Here is a 16954-nt window from a genome sequence, read left to right on the forward strand (position 1 = left end):
ATCAGTTCTCCACATTATCTGTTTTTGCTTCTTTAGCCCACCACAAAACTGGACCATCTTCAGTGTCATAGGCGCCAATTAGAAAATGGGCGGGTGTTGGAGGTTGGGGTTTCCACTTTGACCAGTCGGAATAATCAATTTTTGATATTTCTGAAATCTCATCGAATGGGTCAAATGTTTCAATTTGAATATTTACACCTGCATTGGCTTGTAATAACTCAAATTCCTCATCTGAATATGGGCGTTCGTCACCATCATTCCAGCGCGGATCAACAAGATGCATGTCAGGATGTGACCAGCAATAAAAATTATCTGGCACTGATACAGGTTTTAATTGCTTGATCATTGATCTTTCTCCCGTATTGATTTAATCATTGCATTTATTTCATCCTCAAACACATCAAAGCATTTTTCGCCGTGTACCAGTGCTAAATGCAAAAGCTTAAACATAAAGAAAGCCTGCTCTTTTTCAGCCTTAGGTGGTATGTCGATACCAATGTGACGGTAAATCTGGGCAGGGCGAATAAACACAAAACACTGCATCCCTAAGATTTCGTCTAGCTCTGGTGTGATTTCGGTTGGAAATAAAACAGCTTTGCCGCTATGCAGCTTCCCAAAAGTTTCATGATGAACAATTGCGTTAAGCTCATCTAATGCATTGCGATAAGGGCAGTTAGCATTGCTATGCTCACCAAAATCTTTTTGGAATAAATCGGCTGTATATTGAACAAATTTATCGCATAGACCTTGGTAGTATTCTTTCTCATCATACTCATTGCTTATGCCACGTTCGCTTTCTGCCAGTTTTGCTTTTAACTGGGTAATTTGGGTTTCAAGCACATCAGATTTTGTTTGCCATGCCTTAAGCATCTCATGTCTTAAATATGATTTATTCGCAAATTCTTCTGATGTAGTATCAAGTGGCATTTCGCCGTGCCGTTCTGTGAAAAATATATTAAAGGCTTCATGTTCTTTAGACATTTTGATCACCTGCTAAAATAGTTTGGGCTTTAAGTGAGCTTTCAGCTTCTAACTTTCTTTTGGGGTCCAAAAACCAGATACCATCCGAACATTCAGCCCTGATAACACCCAAAACAATTTTTGTTGTTTTGTTGCTTAGTCTGCACACTGTCATCAGTTGTGAGATTTCCAAGCCTAGTGGTTCTTTTTCTAAAGCTGCCATGACATTTGTTATCGCTTTTTCTAAAGCCTGGTTGTCATTGAATCTGCGTAAATCTGCTGCTGTATTCATGCTTACCGCCTCCAATGTGCTTCCTTAAACTTTGCATTTAGGATGAGTGCATCTATCTCACCAATCCCAACATTTTCAAAAATATGAGTCATTTTGGACCCAAACACGGTCAGTGTTCGGGTCAGGGTGGAGTACCTAAATCCCATAGGGCAGTTGCCTCAAAATGGATAACCGTCATCGTAACTAGGACCCTGATTCATATAGGCTGGTTCAGCAAACCCATTGTTTTGTGAATGGTGGTTATTTTGACCATAACCATTGCTTTGTTGCTGGTAGCCGCCCTGACCATTTGAATTATTGGAGTTGGACGTATTATCAGTAACTGGGTTCTGCATCAGTCGTTCTAATGCTTTTGGTAGGGCTTCTGGCACGGTTTTCTTGTCAATTAATTCTTTCGCCATTAGCTCTGAACCCGCATGAAAGGCCGCAAAAAAATTCATTCTATGACGGGATTGACCATTACCATTTTTATAGTTTTCACGTTGTAGCAATAGACCAATGCGCTTGCCAGTCATTTCGGGTGCGACCACACAACGCTGGTTGATCCGTTGCTTGGTATCGTAATCATATTTCTCTAACGGTTGATCGGTTGGGGTCAAGGCACGTACACCAGCACAGGCTAGTAATGCATTAATTTTGTGTGAGCCTGATAAGGGTGTACCATCATTTTTTTGGGTCCATATTGATATTGTCGCTGACTCTTTGCTGTCAGTTTCAAAATTGATTTCGAAACCTGTTGTCCCAGTATTTCTGGATGTGACAAATTCCATTGATTTGATAACCCCAATGTATTTGCCAGCCTGTTCAATACGGCCACCATTGTCTGCCTGTTTAGCTGAATCCTGATTGAAATTAAAAGTTTGATAATTCATGATTGTTTACCTCAAAAGTTAAGCTTGTGTACGGTGTGATGGGATGTTGTAGTATTCGCAAATATCCTGGTCTACTACGTTCAGGTCATTTTCAATGTGATCGGTTTTGAAAAGGTCCATTGGGGATTTAACTGTTGTGTTACCGTTGTTTTTGGTCACAAAAACGTATTGCTCGTTAATGACTGCGGTTTGCAGGCAGATTGTTACCATGCCCTCCAAGGTGATTTTTTCATCCAGCATTTTTCCAATGGTTTTAATTTTTGTTCGCCCGTCATTTTCCTCAGTGTGACTGAGTATGTAGATGCGCTTATGTGGCTGCGCTGTGATAGCGGCATTTAAAACATCCCAGGCATGGCGGCCAATCTCTGTGAACTTGTCAAAACCGCGTTCAATACTGCGGCGCATAAATTCATTTGCCATGACATACTGGAAGTCATCAACGATAACGATAGGGCGTTTTGTTGCCCGAATTGCATTAATAATGTCCTGAGGCTGATCCGTCACCAGAATTGAACCAATACGGTTATCTGGTGAAATGTAAGACCAGTCAGCAGAGCGAAAAGGCAGGGGTTTCTTGATTGCTTGAATCAACAAAACGTGTCTTGGGTCCAAGTTTCTTAAACTTGATGATTTGCCAGTACCAGACTGGCCTAAAATAAAAGTGGCAATACTCATTTCTCAGTCCTCATTTCTCAGTTAGCAGTAATCAATATTGGCTGTTGGTTATATGTATAGTTAACGTGGCGCATAGCCCTGGCGAGCCAATGCGTCTTGAAGTTTTGAAATTGCATCACGCATGAGATACGCCTCATCATCGTTTACAGCATTTACACGGATTTCGTTCCATCCAACACGTTTAACGAATTGAGCCAAAGCCATTGCCTGCGCTTCTGAAAGATTTTGTAGTTCTAATTCCATAACATCACCACTTAACCATATGGTTACGTTCGATGTGGGCTGTGATGACTGAGATCATGTTGCGAATGTCATCAGCATTGGTGAAATCGTTATAAAAGCCGCCGTTTGATTTCAGGACACGGTCTACAGCCAAGTTTGTAATGAATACGGCCTTTGTATCGCTACCCAACGCGCTGTTATAATCAGGAACCAACTCAAAATCGAAGCTGGTAAAAACGTGGTAACCATTAAGATTAATAACAGCTTCACCAGTAGAATCAGAAGTGATTTGAACTGATAAAACGCCGTACAAAGAATTTGTATTGGCATACGTGTAAACAGGGTTGATTTGAATAGGCTTGGTTACAAGTGCATAAGCGCCAGATAAGCCAGCTAAGGTCGCTACTGAAAATACGCTACCGACAAATAAAGATTTGCCTAGCGTATAACTGCGGTTGTGATTTAAGGTGTTTTGTTCCATAATGGACCTCATGTTGTGAAAAGCCCTGTTTGATGTGAGAGTCGGCGGGGCTTTTTGCTGTGTATGAGAAAATAGTAAGCTAACTTACTTTTTTGGTCAATAGTTATGGTAATAAAAATTACTTATTTTTATATATAACCTACTTTTTATGTTTTAATAGGCAAAAGAAAACCCACCGTAGGGGTGGGTTGATGTGAAAGATAGAGCTATTTTTTAGGCAAAGATATATGTTTGGATGCAAAAAAATCTACATCTTTAAATTTATTTCGAATTTCATCCTCTGAGAGAAACACAACACTTGATTGTCTTGTGGGGGGTAACAATTTCTCTCTAGACAACATATCTTTATCTTTTCTCACCTTACGCATTTAATAGTTTTCCAAAAAGTTAAGGATATCCTCAACACTTATTCGGTCTTTACAGTATGCGTTAATACGTGTTGTCTTGTCATTGGTAGTTTTTGTTGCCTTTGATGAATGGTCAGTCATAACACGTAACTGCAAGAGCTTATTATCTACTTGTTTCTGCCATACTTTAGAGCCATCAGTAATATCAATAAAGTATTCCCAATCAAGTATATTCCCGTCTATATCAGCCAATACATTAATAATCTCTAATGCTGATTTAGGTCTACTTTGCGGTTGTATGTTTAGACATTTGTTAATGATTCTAATCAACTTTTTAGGGATATGAGGAGGGTGTGAGTCTCTAACTGGAAATCTACCAGAGGTTATTGCTCTGGCTAAAATGCTTTTATCTTCATGCCAGTGTGAAAAAAATTGTTCATTGAAGCTTTGCAAACCCACACACATCACATACAAGACTAAACCAGCCTGATAAATATCATAGGCTCTGTCCGCAATTCGATCAGCAGAAAAATATTCGGGAGGTAAAATTTTAGGATAAGCACTCTCGATTTCAGTCAAGCCATCTGGATTTAAGTGTTGGGATAAGCCAAAGTCAGACAATAGAGCCTCCCATCTATCTGACAAAAGAATATTATCTGGCTTGATATCCATATGAATTAAATTTTTTGAATGAATATTATGTAATCCACTTAAAAACTCTGTTGCATATTTAATAATTTCCCGAACAGTTAAGTTTCTGGATTCTAGCAATTTTTTTAAAGAGCCATTTTTATAATGTGGCATTGCAATGTATATGTTTTCATCATCCTCACAAGCATAAGAAACCTGAACAACATTAGGGTGAGTACTTTTATAAAGTTTGCGTGCTTCATCGAAATATGATTCTGGTTGATCAAAACTGGCTTTTGTAATTTCTTTTATAACAATTTCACCATCAAGATTACTGTCTTTAGCGAGATAGACCTTAGAATTTCGCCCCTCTTGACCAATTTCATTGCGATACTCAAATGATACTTGAGCTTTTTGACAAGGATAAATCATAGTAATGCTCCATATCCCACCAATGCAGCCTCTTTACTTTCCTTGTTAGTGCAAAGTTCCCAATTGCCCACATTTTCGTATACAGAGTTAGGTTTTAAAAAATCTTTATATTGGCTGTTTGTTATGGATAATTTTTTTGAGATAGTTTGCAGCCTACCAGTAAAATAATTACTTACCGTACTGCTTGAAAATGCCTCTTGAATCACACCTTCAATGTGTAATCTATCAGTATCAATATTCTGAGAACTGCTTTCAGCAATCCTAATTCCTGCAACACACACATTGTATTCTCGAATAATATCAAGAACGGTATTTCTGACATATTTTAGTTTCGATGGAAAATCCAAAGATACAGGTATCTTTATATTTTCAACATTCAGAATGTCTACTTTATTATCATTATAATTAATCACAACAAAGGTAACTTTTTTGGGTTCAACTCTAATACCTAAAGATCTCACTATATGCTCCATATAATACAGTGGTGTGGGTTTGCAATTTTAATTTTCATGGCTTAACTAATGCAGATTCTAATCGACCAACGAAGCTCAATTCATTTAACTGTTCTTTGGTTATTACTTCATCTGGATACTTTTTCTTATCAGGATTGTCGCTTTGTAAGCGTACAGTTTTTTCATCACCATAACTGACGAAAACTCGTTTCATGCGTAGAAAGTTACTGTGAAGAAAAATATAAACATCCCCACTAATCATCGCTGTTGTATCAACTGGAGTGGTATCAACAAATAACGGGCTATCGGGCGCGACAGTAGGCCACATACTATAATCTGTTGAGTAAATTATTCTCAACTTTTCAGGTTTGGTTTTTACTCCCAGCATTTTTAATAAATCTGGATCAATCTCTGCATAACCAGTAATTTCTTCCAGAAAATTAACCGCACCATCACCACAGGATGCTTTTACATCTTTATGTATAGGAATTCTTACTGTGTTTTTGTTTTCATAAGATGATTTGAATCTTAAGGGCGACATATAGACCTCATCTTTAGAGGGCGGTGAAACTAATGAAGCCTCGTTTTTACCAGACAGGAGCCAATCTGGTGTTGTCTCTAATGCATTGGAAAGAGCCATAAGACTTTCATGCTTAGGTACATTTTCATCTTTTTCCCAATAAATAATAGAAGTCTTTGAAACACCAACCTTATCTGCTAACTGTTGTTGAGTTAGCTTTAAATTCTTTCGCAATTGTTTAAGGCGAATTCCTAGAGTTTCCATTACAAACACTCAATCTGACACGTAAGTTATCTTACCAATTGACAAGGTAAGTTTTATGCTATTTAATTAAGTAAGTTAAATTACTTAATGGTAAGTTAAATGACAAAGTCTGAAGCTTTAGCAATGCTTAATTGCTCAGTCACACAATTAGCCGAAAAGCTTGGAATTTCACATAACGCTGTTAGTCAATGGGATGAGAAACGAATCCCTATAGCCCGCGAGTATCAAATTCTTGATTTGGCAAATGGCAAACAGCCCATTCAACGAAACTCGGCAATTTCATAGTAGGAATGGAGACAGATGCACAGTGCAGTTAAACCTAAGCTTTTGGAGTCAGTAAGCGCAAGGGTGCCAATGGAAATCAAAGATTTGATTGATGAGTTGGCCAAGTCAAATGGAAGCACCAGAGGCAAGTGGATACGTGAGGCCATAGAGCTAAAGCTAGAAGTGGAATTGGGCCAATCATCAACTCAATTGATCAAAAACTCAATGAATACAGCGTATTCAAGCGAATACATGAATGTATTCAAAAGTATTTTTTCTGTATTCCAGATAAGCAAAAAGCCCGAAGTAGTGATTCGAGCTTTTGGCAATGTTCATTAATTTTAGGGATCAAGAACATGATAAATATATCAAAACCAGTGGCAGCCAACAACAGTGATTTTGTTGTGGGTGACGTGGTGGTGTGTGTATCAGAGCGTCACAGCGATAAATTGTTCACTATCAAGGCATACCAACCAACAGATCATTATTGGCTGGATTGTGAATCTCTTGCCTATAAAAATGATATTCGCCCCGCCACGACCATTGAGCTTTATGCGGGCAAACGTCTAACCAGTGATGAGGCTGCACATCTTGCCAATGCGTTAAAAGCTCAACAGGAGGTTTCATGAGTAATCAAAATATTCCTGTGGGTGCGACCCATACTGAATCAGATGGCACATTCTGGAAAACCGAAAAGAACCAATGGTTTTTTTACGATCATCATTTTGAAAGGTGGCGTACCTATGTCGGTTTAGTCAACCAGAATTTTTTAGATACACGTAGACCGATAATGGTGGGTGAAGTATGAGATACGGTTCTCAGAAGCTATTTATTGGAGGTGGGCTATGCATAGCACAGGACATCCAGCAGTAGACCAAATGGCTGATATTAATATTGAGGGTAATGTTATTCCTGTCAATTGGTATCAGGCATTCAAAATGGAAAATGGCAAGCCTGATCTCAATGCGATAATCATATTGTCTGAAATTGTGTACTGGTATCGTCCAGCAGTTATACGCTGTGAAAATACTGGCAGACAGTTGGGCATAAAAAAACGTTTTAAATACGATATGTTGCAGCGCTCATATGAGAGTTTTTCAGATCAGTTTGGACTATCTAAGTTGCAGGTAAAAGAGGCGACTGATCGTTTGGAGAAGTGCCAAGTCATTAAGAAACATTTCAGGACAGTGGGCAATTTATCCAACGTTCTATTTATAGAACTTATACCGATTAAATTACTTGAATTTTCAAGCATTAAATCAGTGGACTCAGGGGACACCCTCCCACGTTCAAACGTAACACCCTCCCACGATGAAACGGGGGACCTCCCTAGTTCAAACGTGCCACCCTCCCATGTTCAAACTGATGACCTCCCATGTTCAAACGAGGGACATATACAGAGAATACATACAGAGATTACTACAGAGAAAAAACAACCTGTGTATTCGGAAGAATTTGATATTTTCTGGAAAGCCTATCCGACCACCAAGCGCAAAGGATCAAAAGCCGATGCATTTAAAATTTTTCAAAAATATAAATCCCATGCTGATCTGATCAACAAAATTCTTGAATTGTTCAAGTTGGATCAAGACTGGATAAAACAGGACGGCGATTTTATCCCAGCCCCAAGTTCATGGTTGAACAAGAAACATTGGGAAAATGAATTTTGGATTAATCGCATCAACCAGACTCAAAACAATTCAACCCCTGAACAACAACAAGACCAGCAACAACCACAACGTTTTACGCCTGAACCTATGCGGTTTGGGCAAGGGTTGGTGTAATCATGGGTGCAGTAGAGAACTTATTTGATGACCGCCTGAAAAACATCCAGTGTGAAGTCGGGGTGTTGGCTGCAATCATTACATACGTTGCGGCGCGTGAGGATATTGACCAGCTTAATGAAAGCCTGTTTACGATGCATACCCATAGAATTATGTTTCGTGCGATTAAAAAATTACATGATGCTGGTTCTGCCGTTGATGGTGTGATGCTTCTTGACAGTATTAAATCGCTTGGCGGTGATGCCTTTGGTGTGAATGAGCAATACGTCATAGATTTATTGGCAGAGGCCCCAGCATGGTTGCATCACTTTCCTGACTATGTAAGAAAATTGCAGGAATTGGCGGCACGTAGGGCATTACGCGATGCTGCGGAGAAAACCAAAGTATTAGCAAATGATCTTAGCAATGGCAATGCTGACGAGGCGATTGCGAAAGCTACAAGCCTTTTGGGAGATATTGGCACAGGCAATGAGTCAGACAGTATTGAACATATTGTTCATGCCACGATTGATGTTTTTAGTGAAGTTGCCAAGATTCAGGAAGAAAAAGAAAAGGGCATTTATAAGGTACGTGGTGTAACCACTGGTTTCTTTGGTCTGGACACAAAACTTATTGAGGCGGCGCCAGGTGATCTTATTTTGATTGCTGCACGGCCCTCAATGGGGAAAACAGCTTTTGCCCAAAATATTGCTGCGCATATATCGACCAATTTGGCAAAGCCAATACTGTTTGAATCATGCGAAATGAAGAAAGCTAAGATTGCACGCCGTTTCATGGCTGCGATGGGCAATGTTGAATTGAAGCGCTTACATACGGCGGAACTGCGTTCAGAGGACTGGCAGGGCATCCAGACCGCCACAATGATTTTAGAAAAGGCACCCATTGAATTACACGATGGGGATGTAACCCTTTCAGACATTCGCCGTCATGCACGTCAGGCAAAAAAGAAATATGGATCACTTGGGGCAATCTTTGTTGATTACCTGCAATTAATCAATACACCAAATTTACCTGAGAACACATCCGAACATGCCCGTTTAACCTATGTGTCAAAAGGCTTGAAAAATATTGCAATGGAGTTTGATTGCCCACTATTCGCTTTGTCGCAGTTAAGCCGTGATGTGGAGAAGCGCCCTAATAAACGTCCTGTCATGTCCGATCTACGCGGTTCTGGTGCATTGGAGCAGGATGCCGATGTGATTTTATTCCTATATCGGGATGAATATTACAACAAGGATAAATCTAAATTCATTGGTCTTTTAGAAGTTGACACAGCCAAGTGTCGTGACGGTGTGACTGGTAAAACATTCCTTTGCGCTGAACTTGAATATAGCCGCTTCTCTAATGTCGCTAGTCATCAACTGGCAAGTCTTGAAAAAATGGATGGTGCAGCATGATTGAACATGATGTTTCAAAGTCGATTAATAAAGTTTTGTTGTTTGTCTTATTGGTGCTGTTTTGCGTGGCTGTAAGAGGGTGTGGCGCATGATCAAAAAAGGCGACCAGGTGAAAGTTGATTTTATTCACCAGTTAGAGAAAAACGGACCTGAAATACATTTTTATGGAGAGGGTATTTTAGATCGTGTTGAAGATGGCCGTGTGTATGGACGTTTAGACGATGGTCAGCCATTCACCTGTATGGTTGGTGATGTTGTGAAGTCAGTATCTAAATACAACTGGTCATTAATTCCAGAGCATGTGCAATTCATGGCGACTGATGAGGATGGTATAGCTTGCGGTTGGTTGGTTGAGCCAAAAATCTTGGGTGATGCATGGAGACATCAGGCACATTTTTCTGCATATTTTTACATCAACCGTAGGAATAATTATTTAAACCATTTCCGTGGTGATTGGCGCGAGTCACTTGAACAACGTCCTAAGGAGCAAAACCAATGATTCGTATCGGTATAGACTGCGGTGTTAATACAGGTTTTGCTGTGGCCGAAAATGGGGCTTTGCTGCGCGTTGAGTCACTGACCATCACGAAAGCAATGGAGGCTGTTAAGGACCTGCACAGTAAATATAAAAATATTGTTGTACGCATTGAGGATGCACGCAAGCGCACATGGTTTGGTAATGCTGATACACGTCAGGCTAGGTCGGGTGCTGGAATACGTGAGGGTGTGGGGTCAGTCAAAAGGGATTGTTCTATTTGGGAGCAGTTCTGTATTGAGCAGGGCATTAAGTATGATCTTGTTCACCCAGCAGCCAACGCCACCAAAACCAAAAGCGATTATTTTAAAAAAATAACAGGATGGTCTGGTAGAACCAATGAACACAGCCGCGATGCAGCAATGTTGGTTTATGGACGGACAAAATGAGAAAAAATAGTGATGGAGGTTTGAATGTCACATAGTCATGTATTTCAAAAAGTGATTGATTTAATCGGTGTCCATGCGGCAATCAGGCTTGTTCGTTTAAAGGGTGGGCAGGATATTACCTTTCCACTGGTGGGGAATCTGCATTACCTGCACTGGCTTGTTGTAGAGGTCGGTATGGACAATGCCATTACAATGTGTAAGGAGTTTAGGGGCGAATCGCTAAAACTGCCAATTGAGGTAAATGCTCTGCTTCAATTGCGCAATCAGGCGATAGCGGATGAGTTCACGGCGGGCGAGTCGATCTCAAGCATTGCCAAGCGTTACGGCGTGGACCGTAAGCTTGTACAAACGATTCTGGACAAGTCAGGATTACGAGAGGCAACGCCAGCCGATGCCAATAATAACCAGATTGACTGGGTGAACGGCCCATGAAAATAAAGCGACCAATGCCACCAGATGATATGCCAGCATTTGCGCCCGCAAAGGAGGTTTGGGACTGGCTGAAACTAACAATACTCAATCCTGACCATAAAATATTTAACCCTGATCATAAGCACCTATTACCCCAGCACTGGGGTGATATTGCAATTGTATGGGCTGAGTGTGGCTATAAAAGAGGTGGTAAAACGGTAATAGGAACGACTGAAAAGGTAATGTTTAATGCGGGTGGCTGGAAAAAGGAACGGCAGGAAGCACAGATGGTGGAATGGTTTGGCTTTGTTCCTAATTTTCTCATCACATTGAGCGCAAGTTTTTGTCGGGATCATTCTGACGTGGAGTTTTGTGCCCTGGTTGAGCATGAGCTTTACCATATCGCACACGCCAAGAACGAGTTTGGTATGCCGAAATACAGCAGGGACACAGGTAAACCCATATTGGCGATTCAGTCCCATGACGTTGAGGAGTTTGTTGGTGTGGTGCGCCGTTACGGTGCCAGTCAGGATGATATACAGCGTCTTATTGACGCGGCAATGCAGAAACCAGAAGTATCGCGGGTTGCCCTGCGACATGCATGCGGCACATGCTCATCACTACGAATTGCATAGTCAGAATATAGACAGAATATAGACGGATGGAGTAGATGGCAGTATTAACCGATGAGCATAAACTCTTTATTGTGCAAGCATTGGCGTGCCATGACACCCCATCGCAGGTGGTTGCCGCCGTCAAAGATGAATTTAAGATCACTGTGACCCGCCAGCAGGTTGAAAGCTATAACTGCACACGGGCAGCGGGAAAGAATACGGCGCAAAAATGGGCGGCGATATTCAATAAGACACGAGAGGATTTTGAGGCGGAAATCTCTAAAATCCCTGTGGCTTTACGTGCGGTTCGCTTACGGCGTTTGCAGCGGTATGTGGATATGGCCGAGCAAAGCGGCAACCTGGTACTTGCTGCCCAGCTTTTGGAACAGATTGCCAAGGAACAGGGCGGAATGTATGACAATCGCCGTATTCATGTACATTCAGGACCCAACGGCGGAGCAATCCAGACTGAAAACCTCAATGTCAATCTGAACATGACAGAGGAGGAGGCAGACAGGCGCATTGCCGAGTTACAGTCCAAACTGGACGCTAAACATGGTCAGTAATGCAAAGGCGGAATATATCGCACTACTTGAGCAAAAGTTATTGCGGCAGTGCCGTGATGACCTGCATAAGTTTTGCCGTGCAATCGAAATACCAGGCGCACCACTCAACGACAATGACGATTGTGACGAGTTTTACCCTGACAATATCACGCCAGCCAAGCACCATGACCTGATCAATCAAACACTTATGGAAATGGCGTATAAAACGCCAGATGAGCAGGGACGGATTAAAAAGCGTGTCATGTTCTTTATGCCACCAGGTAGTGCAAAGTCCACCTATGCCACTGTGGTTTTCCCTACGTGGTTCATGGGCCAGTTTAAAAGAAAGAATATTATCAGTGTAAGCTATAACGATGAATTGGCTACAAAATTCGGGCGTAAGTGTCGATCCATCACCAGAAGTGCAAAATACAAACAGATATTTGACGCTGATCTTGTGGCAGACAACCGCGCAGCCCATGACTGGGCCATTACCAACGGCAGTACATACATGGCTGGTGGTATTTTGTCTGGTATCACAGGGAACCGCGCAGACGGCCTAATCATTGATGACCCGATTAAGGGACGGGCAGATGCAGACTCACCAACAATCAGGGAAAGAACTTGGGATGAATATAAGAGTTCATTGCGTACCCGTTTAAAACCGAACGGCTTTATTGCAATTATCCAGACCCGCTGGCATGAGGACGATTTATCTGGCCGTATTTTACCCGCCAATTATGATGGCGAATCAGGCTGGATACAGGCAAAGGATGGCGAGTGGTGGTATGTAGTTTGCCTACAGGCACAGTGCGAACACGAAAATGATCCATTAGGGCGGCAGATCGGTGAATGGCTTTGGACAGAATGGTTTAGCCCTGAACATTGGAAACAGGAAAAGATTACCCAAGGTAGCCGTAACTGGGACGCGCTCTACCAGCAAAAACCCAAGCCTAGTGAGGGTGGGATATTTAAGAAAAACTGGTTTTCTGAGCGCCGTTATAAAGTGCCACCAGCAGAAAAAATAATGATTGTTCAGTCATGGGACACGGCGAGTAAGGACAAGGAGTTTAATGACCCGTCAGCCTGTACCACTTGGCTTGTTACCCGTACCCGATGGTATTTACTGAATGTGTTTAAGGACAAGCTGATCTATCCAGACCTCAAGAACAAGATTAAAACGCTGTATGTACGCGATAAACCAGACGTGGTGCTGATTGAGGACAAGTCCAGCGGGCAGGAATTGATTCCAGATTTACGTGCAGACAAGGATGTTAGTATACCAGTTGTTCCTATTGAGCCAGAACAGAGCAAGGAACTGCGGGCACATGCAGTATCGCCGTTGTGCGAAGCTGGACTGGTATGGCTGCCTGAGTTTGCAGAATGGTTGCATGAGTTTGAATCTGAGTTTTTCGCATTTCCGCTATCGACCAAAAAAGACCAGGTGGACAGTGTGACCCAGTTTTTACGCTGGATTCATGTCAGGTCCATCGAATTGCAGGTATGGGGCACAGGGCAGCAGCGTGTGGGCTTTACTATGGATGTACAGCAGAACGAGTATGATGTAGATGAGGATGTGGGATACGGTATCGTGGGCGGTAACAATGATTTTAATGGGTGGTAGTGAGTAGTCGCACCCTGACACATCATTAAATCCCGTAGATAGTCTGTCATTATCGGCAAACTATCTACAGTCATGCTTAATCCGCTAAAAATAGTCAAAAAAGTCTTACAGCGCCCCAGCCTTGGGCAGGAAATGGCACCCGCATCCGAGACGGCGAGTATTGCGCCGTATATTGATGCCTTTACCAAGCTTATCCAGAATCAGGATACCGTACTCATGGCAAGGGGGTATGGTGATCTTAAGATTTATCATGAAGTTTTACGGGATGACCAGGTTAAGTCAACATTCCAGCAGCGCCGTTTAGCTGTCATTTCAAAAGACTGGATTGTTGAGGCTGGGGCAAAGGATAAAGCCAGTCAACAGGCAGCAGACGCCCTAAGCGCCAATCTAAAAGCCATTAACTTTGATGAAGCATCGGACATGATGCTTTACGGCATCTTTTATGGTTATGCGGTTGGGGAAATTATCTGGGGGCAAACTGACAACTTAGTCAGCATTGACAGAATCAAGGTCAGGGACCGTGCCCGCTTTGCCTTTAATATTGATGGCTTGCTCTATCTGTTGAAGCAGACTTTCCAGTATGAACGGATGCCAGACCGCAAGTTTTGGGTGTTGTCTACTGGCGCGGATCATAGCGACAATCCATACGGCTTGGGTTTGGCCCATTACCTTTACTGGTTGACATTCTTTAAGCGCAACGACATTAAGTTTTGGCTTATTTTTTTGGAGAAGTTCGGACAGCCAACGGCAAAAGGCGTATTGCCCACAGGTAAGGAGAACGATCCACAAACCCGCAAGCTTTTGCTGGCAGCTTTAAGGGCAATTGCGACAGAAACCGCCGTTCTAATACCAGAGGGGGCGGAAATATCGCTACTGGAAGCCGCACGTTCAGGCGCAGCCGATTATGAGGCGATGAAAGACGCGATGGACGCGGCCATTGCCAAGGTTGTTTTGTCTCAAACGATGACCACAGACAACGGCAGCAGTCGCAGCCAGAGCGAAACCCATGCAGATGTGCGCGACATGGTTGTTGCTGCCGATGCCGACCTGCTTTGTGAATCATTCAACAGGTCAGTGGTGAAATGGTGGTTTGAATACAACCTTGCCGCGTTCCCAGGTGCAACCGCGCCGCGAGTTTACCGCAAGACTAAAAAGGATGAGGACCTAAACAAGCGTGCAGAGCGTGACACCAAGATTTCCGCACTGGGTTATGAACCTACTGAAGAATATGTACGTGAGACCTACGGCGAGGGCTGGGTTAAGAAAGCGGTAGTGGCACCTGCGCCAATGGTTGAACCGCAAAACTTTGCTGAGCCTGACATGAACTACATTCAGAATCGTGCAGACCAGATGAGCATTGTTAATGCAGCGGATCAGGTTGCATCAAATTATGAGGATGTGATCGGTGATCGGGTCAACCAGCTACTTAGTTTTGCCGAGTCCGAAGATGCCAATTATGAGGGCGTACAGCGGTTTCTAGTCGAGTTAATGAAAGAACCACCACCCGCCAAGGCGGTTGACACCATCCAGAAAGCCAGCTTTGCCAGTCGATTACTGGGCCTGCTTAGAGGTCAATAATCATGGCAAGTTTTAAAGGCATCCTGAATTTTATCGCAACCAATATTCAGTTTGGTTTCAATGTCGCCAATCGTGAGGCAATCAAATATTTTGAGTCCAAAGGCCTAAAACCTGTTTTTAGTTACGATGACATTAAGGACGCCGAATATCGTAACGCGCTAATCGTTGCAAAGATGATGGACATGGACATGCTGCAAGATGTTCATGACAGTTTGACTCAGGCATTGAAGAAAGGCTGGACCTATGAGCAATGGGCGGACCACATTATCCCCGTGTTACAGGCTAATGGCTGGTGGGGACGCAATGAGGTTGTTGATCCAGTCACAGGCAAAACGATTATTGCCAGCTTGGGTACACCTTACCGCCTGAAAACCATTTTCAGGACCAACATGCAGCAGGCTTACATGGTTGGCCGTTGGCAGCAGATCATGCAGACCGCCAAGTTTCGCCCTTACCTGCGATATGACGCGATTGATGACAGTCGCACCCGTCCACAGCACCGCCGTTGGAATGGGACCATCCTGCCTTATAACCATCCGTTTTGGCGTACCCATAGCCCACTCAATGGCTATAACTGCCGTTGTAGTTTGACCCAGTTCAGCAAGGATGATTTAGAGGCATACGGGCTTGAAGTAACCGAAAATCCTGACCTGTCCACCAATGGGATTGATGCAGGTTTTGACTATAACGCTGGGTTGGATCACTGGAACCATTTGCAGGACATTGCCAGCCAAAAAGCCTCCAATATCAAGGATGAGGCTTTAAGAAAGGCTGCACAGGAATCATTATCTGCTATTCAGTCGCAGGCTAAAGACGTAAAATCGAGTTTGCCATATTCCAACAGTAATAAAATGGAAAGTAATGTAGATTTTAGATCGGACTGGGGAAAATTCCCTGATACTGTAATAATCCATGATTCAGGCACAATAGCTGAACATATTGATTACAAGGCGGCTAAATCAGGTGATCTGGATGCCGCAATTAGGGTGGTTGATGATTATGTAACTGAGGATAAGCTAAGAACTATTAAGAATATACTGGATAAATATCAAAATGTTCAGTTATTGCCAGTACATGCGGAGGAGCAGGCAGGGCGTAATCAGTTACCTGTAGCTTTCTCTTTGCTGTTGGAGTGGTATCTTGGTACGCCAATTAACTCAGACATTGTGCAAAGTGCGCGAGTACACCGTACTGGTGCTGATGGTTTTGCCCGATTGGTTAAGTCCGTGCCCTTTCAAGGTCATGTAACCAAAAATGTTAATTATCTGATCTTGGATGATGCAATCACACAAGGTGGCACCATTGCTGATCTTAAAGGGTATATAGAAAGCAATGGGGGTACGGTTATTGGCGCAGCGGTATTGATGGGCAAACCACATTCAGCTAAACTGGCTATAACAAAACCAACTTTAGGCCAGTTGCGCAAATTGGTTGGTAAAGATTTGGAGACATGGTGGTATGAACAGTTCGGTTACGATTTTTCCAAACTCACAGAGTCAGAAGCCCGCTACATCGCAAAACAAGTCCACCGATACGGAGTTGACACAGTTAGAGATAGACTCCTTGCGTCAAGACTTGAAGAACTCAGTCGCAAAGGGGCGGCAGATTCTACAGAGTAGACAGAAGAAATTTAATATCTAAATTACCCGCTACGGCGGGTTTTTTA

Annotated in this window: 24 protein-coding genes; 14 read left to right on the forward strand and 10 right to left on the reverse strand. The window is 42.6% G+C overall.

Annotated features, from left to right (window positions below):
* Position 1: 1 nt before the first annotated feature.
* The 10 genes from QLH32_RS17420 to QLH32_RS17465 form a co-directional block, all read right to left on the reverse strand.
* The gene (locus tag QLH32_RS17420; protein ID WP_283267288.1) at positions 2 to 346 is read right to left on the reverse strand and encodes a hypothetical protein; all 345 of its coding nucleotides are present in this window, start codon (positions 344 to 346) and stop codon (positions 2 to 4) included.
* Complete coding sequence (locus QLH32_RS17425; RefSeq protein ID WP_283267289.1) at positions 343 to 981, reverse strand: hypothetical protein; 639 nt, start codon at positions 979 to 981, stop codon at positions 343 to 345. The genes QLH32_RS17420 and QLH32_RS17425 overlap by 4 nt, the downstream gene beginning before the upstream one ends.
* Positions 974 to 1252 carry a hypothetical protein gene (locus QLH32_RS17430; RefSeq protein WP_283267290.1) on the reverse strand — a complete coding sequence of 93 codons (279 nt, stop codon included), beginning with the start codon at positions 1250 to 1252 and terminating at the stop codon, positions 974 to 976. The genes QLH32_RS17425 and QLH32_RS17430 overlap by 8 nt, the downstream gene beginning before the upstream one ends.
* 158 nt (positions 1253 to 1410) lie before the next feature.
* Complete coding sequence (locus QLH32_RS17435) at positions 1411 to 2124, reverse strand: hypothetical protein (protein ID WP_283267291.1); 714 nt, start codon at positions 2122 to 2124, stop codon at positions 1411 to 1413.
* A gap of 18 nt (positions 2125 to 2142) precedes the next feature.
* Positions 2143 to 2799: an ATP-binding protein gene (locus QLH32_RS17440; protein WP_283267293.1), complete on the reverse strand. Its 657-nt coding sequence runs from the start codon at positions 2797 to 2799 to the stop codon at positions 2143 to 2145.
* A gap of 60 nt (positions 2800 to 2859) precedes the next feature.
* Positions 2860 to 3042, reverse strand: a complete 183-nt coding sequence (locus tag QLH32_RS17445) for a DUF7706 family protein (protein ID WP_283267294.1) — start codon at positions 3040 to 3042, stop codon at positions 2860 to 2862.
* A 4-nt stretch (positions 3043 to 3046) separates the two neighbouring features.
* The gene (locus QLH32_RS17450; protein WP_283267296.1) at positions 3047 to 3502 is read right to left on the reverse strand and encodes a hypothetical protein; all 456 of its coding nucleotides are present in this window, start codon (positions 3500 to 3502) and stop codon (positions 3047 to 3049) included.
* 368 nt (positions 3503 to 3870) lie between these two features.
* Complete coding sequence (locus QLH32_RS17455; RefSeq protein WP_283267298.1) at positions 3871 to 4911, reverse strand: serine/threonine-protein kinase; 1041 nt, start codon at positions 4909 to 4911, stop codon at positions 3871 to 3873.
* On the reverse strand, positions 4908 to 5372 hold the full coding sequence (locus QLH32_RS17460; protein ID WP_283267300.1) for a hypothetical protein: 465 nt from the start codon (positions 5370 to 5372) through the stop codon (positions 4908 to 4910). Before QLH32_RS17460 ends, QLH32_RS17455 begins: the two co-directional genes overlap by 4 nt.
* Before the next feature lie 46 nt (positions 5373 to 5418).
* Positions 5419 to 6147: an XRE family transcriptional regulator gene (locus tag QLH32_RS17465; protein ID WP_283267301.1), complete on the reverse strand. Its 729-nt coding sequence runs from the start codon at positions 6145 to 6147 to the stop codon at positions 5419 to 5421.
* 99 nt (positions 6148 to 6246) lie between these two features.
* Between QLH32_RS17465 and QLH32_RS17470 the strand changes: the two genes are divergently transcribed.
* The 14 genes from QLH32_RS17470 (at position 6247) to QLH32_RS17535 (ending at position 16907) form a co-directional block, all read left to right on the forward strand.
* Positions 6247 to 6432, forward strand: coding sequence for a Cro/CI family transcriptional regulator (locus QLH32_RS17470; protein ID WP_283267303.1), 186 nt, complete (start codon positions 6247 to 6249; stop codon positions 6430 to 6432).
* 15 nt (positions 6433 to 6447) lie between these two features.
* On the forward strand, positions 6448 to 6750 hold the full coding sequence (locus QLH32_RS17475; protein WP_283267305.1) for a ribbon-helix-helix domain-containing protein: 303 nt from the start codon (positions 6448 to 6450) through the stop codon (positions 6748 to 6750).
* A 17-nt stretch (positions 6751 to 6767) separates the two neighbouring features.
* Entirely contained in the window at positions 6768 to 7040 is a 273-nt protein-coding gene (locus tag QLH32_RS17480) for a hypothetical protein (protein ID WP_283267307.1), read from the forward strand.
* Complete coding sequence (locus tag QLH32_RS17485; protein ID WP_283267309.1) at positions 7037 to 7219, forward strand: hypothetical protein; 183 nt, start codon at positions 7037 to 7039, stop codon at positions 7217 to 7219. Before QLH32_RS17480 ends, QLH32_RS17485 begins: the two co-directional genes overlap by 4 nt.
* 37 nt (positions 7220 to 7256) lie before the next feature.
* Positions 7257 to 8195: an LvrA C-terminal domain-related protein gene (locus QLH32_RS17490; RefSeq protein WP_283267310.1), complete on the forward strand. Its 939-nt coding sequence runs from the start codon at positions 7257 to 7259 to the stop codon at positions 8193 to 8195.
* A gap of 2 nt (positions 8196 to 8197) precedes the next feature.
* Positions 8198 to 9592 carry a replicative DNA helicase gene (locus tag QLH32_RS17495; protein WP_283267311.1) on the forward strand — a complete coding sequence of 465 codons (1395 nt, stop codon included), beginning with the start codon at positions 8198 to 8200 and terminating at the stop codon, positions 9590 to 9592.
* 88 nt (positions 9593 to 9680) lie between these two features.
* Positions 9681 to 10091, forward strand: coding sequence for a hypothetical protein (locus QLH32_RS17500; RefSeq protein ID WP_283267312.1), 411 nt, complete (start codon positions 9681 to 9683; stop codon positions 10089 to 10091).
* Positions 10088 to 10516, forward strand: a complete 429-nt coding sequence (locus QLH32_RS17505; RefSeq protein WP_283267314.1) for a hypothetical protein — start codon at positions 10088 to 10090, stop codon at positions 10514 to 10516. The genes QLH32_RS17500 and QLH32_RS17505 overlap by 4 nt, the downstream gene beginning before the upstream one ends.
* 24 nt (positions 10517 to 10540) lie before the next feature.
* Complete coding sequence (locus tag QLH32_RS17510) at positions 10541 to 10948, forward strand: Mor transcription activator family protein (protein WP_283267315.1); 408 nt, start codon at positions 10541 to 10543, stop codon at positions 10946 to 10948.
* On the forward strand, positions 10945 to 11562 hold the full coding sequence (locus QLH32_RS17515; RefSeq protein ID WP_283267316.1) for a putative metallopeptidase: 618 nt from the start codon (positions 10945 to 10947) through the stop codon (positions 11560 to 11562). The genes QLH32_RS17510 and QLH32_RS17515 overlap by 4 nt, the downstream gene beginning before the upstream one ends.
* 35 nt (positions 11563 to 11597) lie before the next feature.
* Positions 11598 to 12107, forward strand: coding sequence for a DUF2280 domain-containing protein (locus QLH32_RS17520; protein ID WP_283267318.1), 510 nt, complete (start codon positions 11598 to 11600; stop codon positions 12105 to 12107).
* A complete protein-coding gene (terL, locus tag QLH32_RS17525) occupies positions 12097 to 13710 on the forward strand; it encodes a phage terminase large subunit (protein ID WP_283267320.1) in 1614 nt (537 codons plus the stop codon). Before QLH32_RS17520 ends, terL begins: the two co-directional genes overlap by 11 nt.
* 132 nt (positions 13711 to 13842) lie before the next feature.
* Positions 13843 to 15288: a DUF935 domain-containing protein gene (locus QLH32_RS17530; protein WP_283267321.1), complete on the forward strand. Its 1446-nt coding sequence runs from the start codon at positions 13843 to 13845 to the stop codon at positions 15286 to 15288.
* A 2-nt stretch (positions 15289 to 15290) separates the two neighbouring features.
* A complete protein-coding gene (locus QLH32_RS17535) occupies positions 15291 to 16907 on the forward strand; it encodes a phage minor head protein (RefSeq protein WP_283267322.1) in 1617 nt (538 codons plus the stop codon).
* Positions 16908 to 16954 lie beyond the last annotated feature (47 nt).

It is taken from the genome of Acinetobacter corruptisaponis (assembly GCF_030053775.1).
Classification (GTDB): domain Bacteria; phylum Pseudomonadota; class Gammaproteobacteria; order Pseudomonadales; family Moraxellaceae; genus Acinetobacter; species Acinetobacter corruptisaponis.

Bases quoted from the DNA above. Each gene is read 5' to 3' on its own strand.
- QLH32_RS17510 (WP_283267315.1), top strand. From the start codon at position 10,541: ATGTCACATAGTCATGTATTTCAAAAAGTGATTGATTTAATCGGTGTC.
- QLH32_RS17440 (WP_283267293.1), bottom strand. From the start codon at position 2,799: ATGAGTATTGCCACTTTTATTTTAGGCCAGTCTGGTACTGGCAAATCA.
- QLH32_RS17430 (WP_283267290.1), bottom strand. From the start codon at position 1,252: ATGAATACAGCAGCAGATTTACGCAGATTCAATGACAACCAGGCTTTA.
- QLH32_RS17470 (WP_283267303.1), top strand. From the start codon at position 6,247: ATGACAAAGTCTGAAGCTTTAGCAATGCTTAATTGCTCAGTCACACAA.
- QLH32_RS17475 (WP_283267305.1), top strand. From the start codon at position 6,448: ATGCACAGTGCAGTTAAACCTAAGCTTTTGGAGTCAGTAAGCGCAAGG.
- QLH32_RS17450 (WP_283267296.1), bottom strand. From the start codon at position 3,502: ATGGAACAAAACACCTTAAATCACAACCGCAGTTATACGCTAGGCAAA.
- QLH32_RS17495 (WP_283267311.1), top strand. From the start codon at position 8,198: ATGGGTGCAGTAGAGAACTTATTTGATGACCGCCTGAAAAACATCCAG.
- QLH32_RS17435 (WP_283267291.1), bottom strand. From the start codon at position 2,124: ATGAATTATCAAACTTTTAATTTCAATCAGGATTCAGCTAAACAGGCA.
- QLH32_RS17515 (WP_283267316.1), top strand. From the start codon at position 10,945: ATGAAAATAAAGCGACCAATGCCACCAGATGATATGCCAGCATTTGCG.
- QLH32_RS17480 (WP_283267307.1), top strand. From the start codon at position 6,768: ATGATAAATATATCAAAACCAGTGGCAGCCAACAACAGTGATTTTGTT.
- QLH32_RS17490 (WP_283267310.1), top strand. From the start codon at position 7,257: ATGCATAGCACAGGACATCCAGCAGTAGACCAAATGGCTGATATTAAT.
- QLH32_RS17530 (WP_283267321.1), top strand. From the start codon at position 13,843: ATGGCACCCGCATCCGAGACGGCGAGTATTGCGCCGTATATTGATGCC.
- QLH32_RS17420 (WP_283267288.1), bottom strand. From the start codon at position 346: ATGATCAAGCAATTAAAACCTGTATCAGTGCCAGATAATTTTTATTGC.
- QLH32_RS17500 (WP_283267312.1), top strand. From the start codon at position 9,681: ATGATCAAAAAAGGCGACCAGGTGAAAGTTGATTTTATTCACCAGTTA.
- QLH32_RS17535 (WP_283267322.1), top strand. From the start codon at position 15,291: ATGGCAAGTTTTAAAGGCATCCTGAATTTTATCGCAACCAATATTCAG.
- terL (WP_283267320.1), top strand. From the start codon at position 12,097: ATGGTCAGTAATGCAAAGGCGGAATATATCGCACTACTTGAGCAAAAG.
- QLH32_RS17520 (WP_283267318.1), top strand. From the start codon at position 11,598: ATGGCAGTATTAACCGATGAGCATAAACTCTTTATTGTGCAAGCATTG.
- QLH32_RS17425 (WP_283267289.1), bottom strand. From the start codon at position 981: ATGTCTAAAGAACATGAAGCCTTTAATATATTTTTCACAGAACGGCAC.
- QLH32_RS17505 (WP_283267314.1), top strand. From the start codon at position 10,088: ATGATTCGTATCGGTATAGACTGCGGTGTTAATACAGGTTTTGCTGTG.
- QLH32_RS17445 (WP_283267294.1), bottom strand. From the start codon at position 3,042: ATGGAATTAGAACTACAAAATCTTTCAGAAGCGCAGGCAATGGCTTTG.
- QLH32_RS17465 (WP_283267301.1), bottom strand. From the start codon at position 6,147: ATGGAAACTCTAGGAATTCGCCTTAAACAATTGCGAAAGAATTTAAAG.
- QLH32_RS17455 (WP_283267298.1), bottom strand. From the start codon at position 4,911: ATGATTTATCCTTGTCAAAAAGCTCAAGTATCATTTGAGTATCGCAAT.
- QLH32_RS17485 (WP_283267309.1), top strand. From the start codon at position 7,037: ATGAGTAATCAAAATATTCCTGTGGGTGCGACCCATACTGAATCAGAT.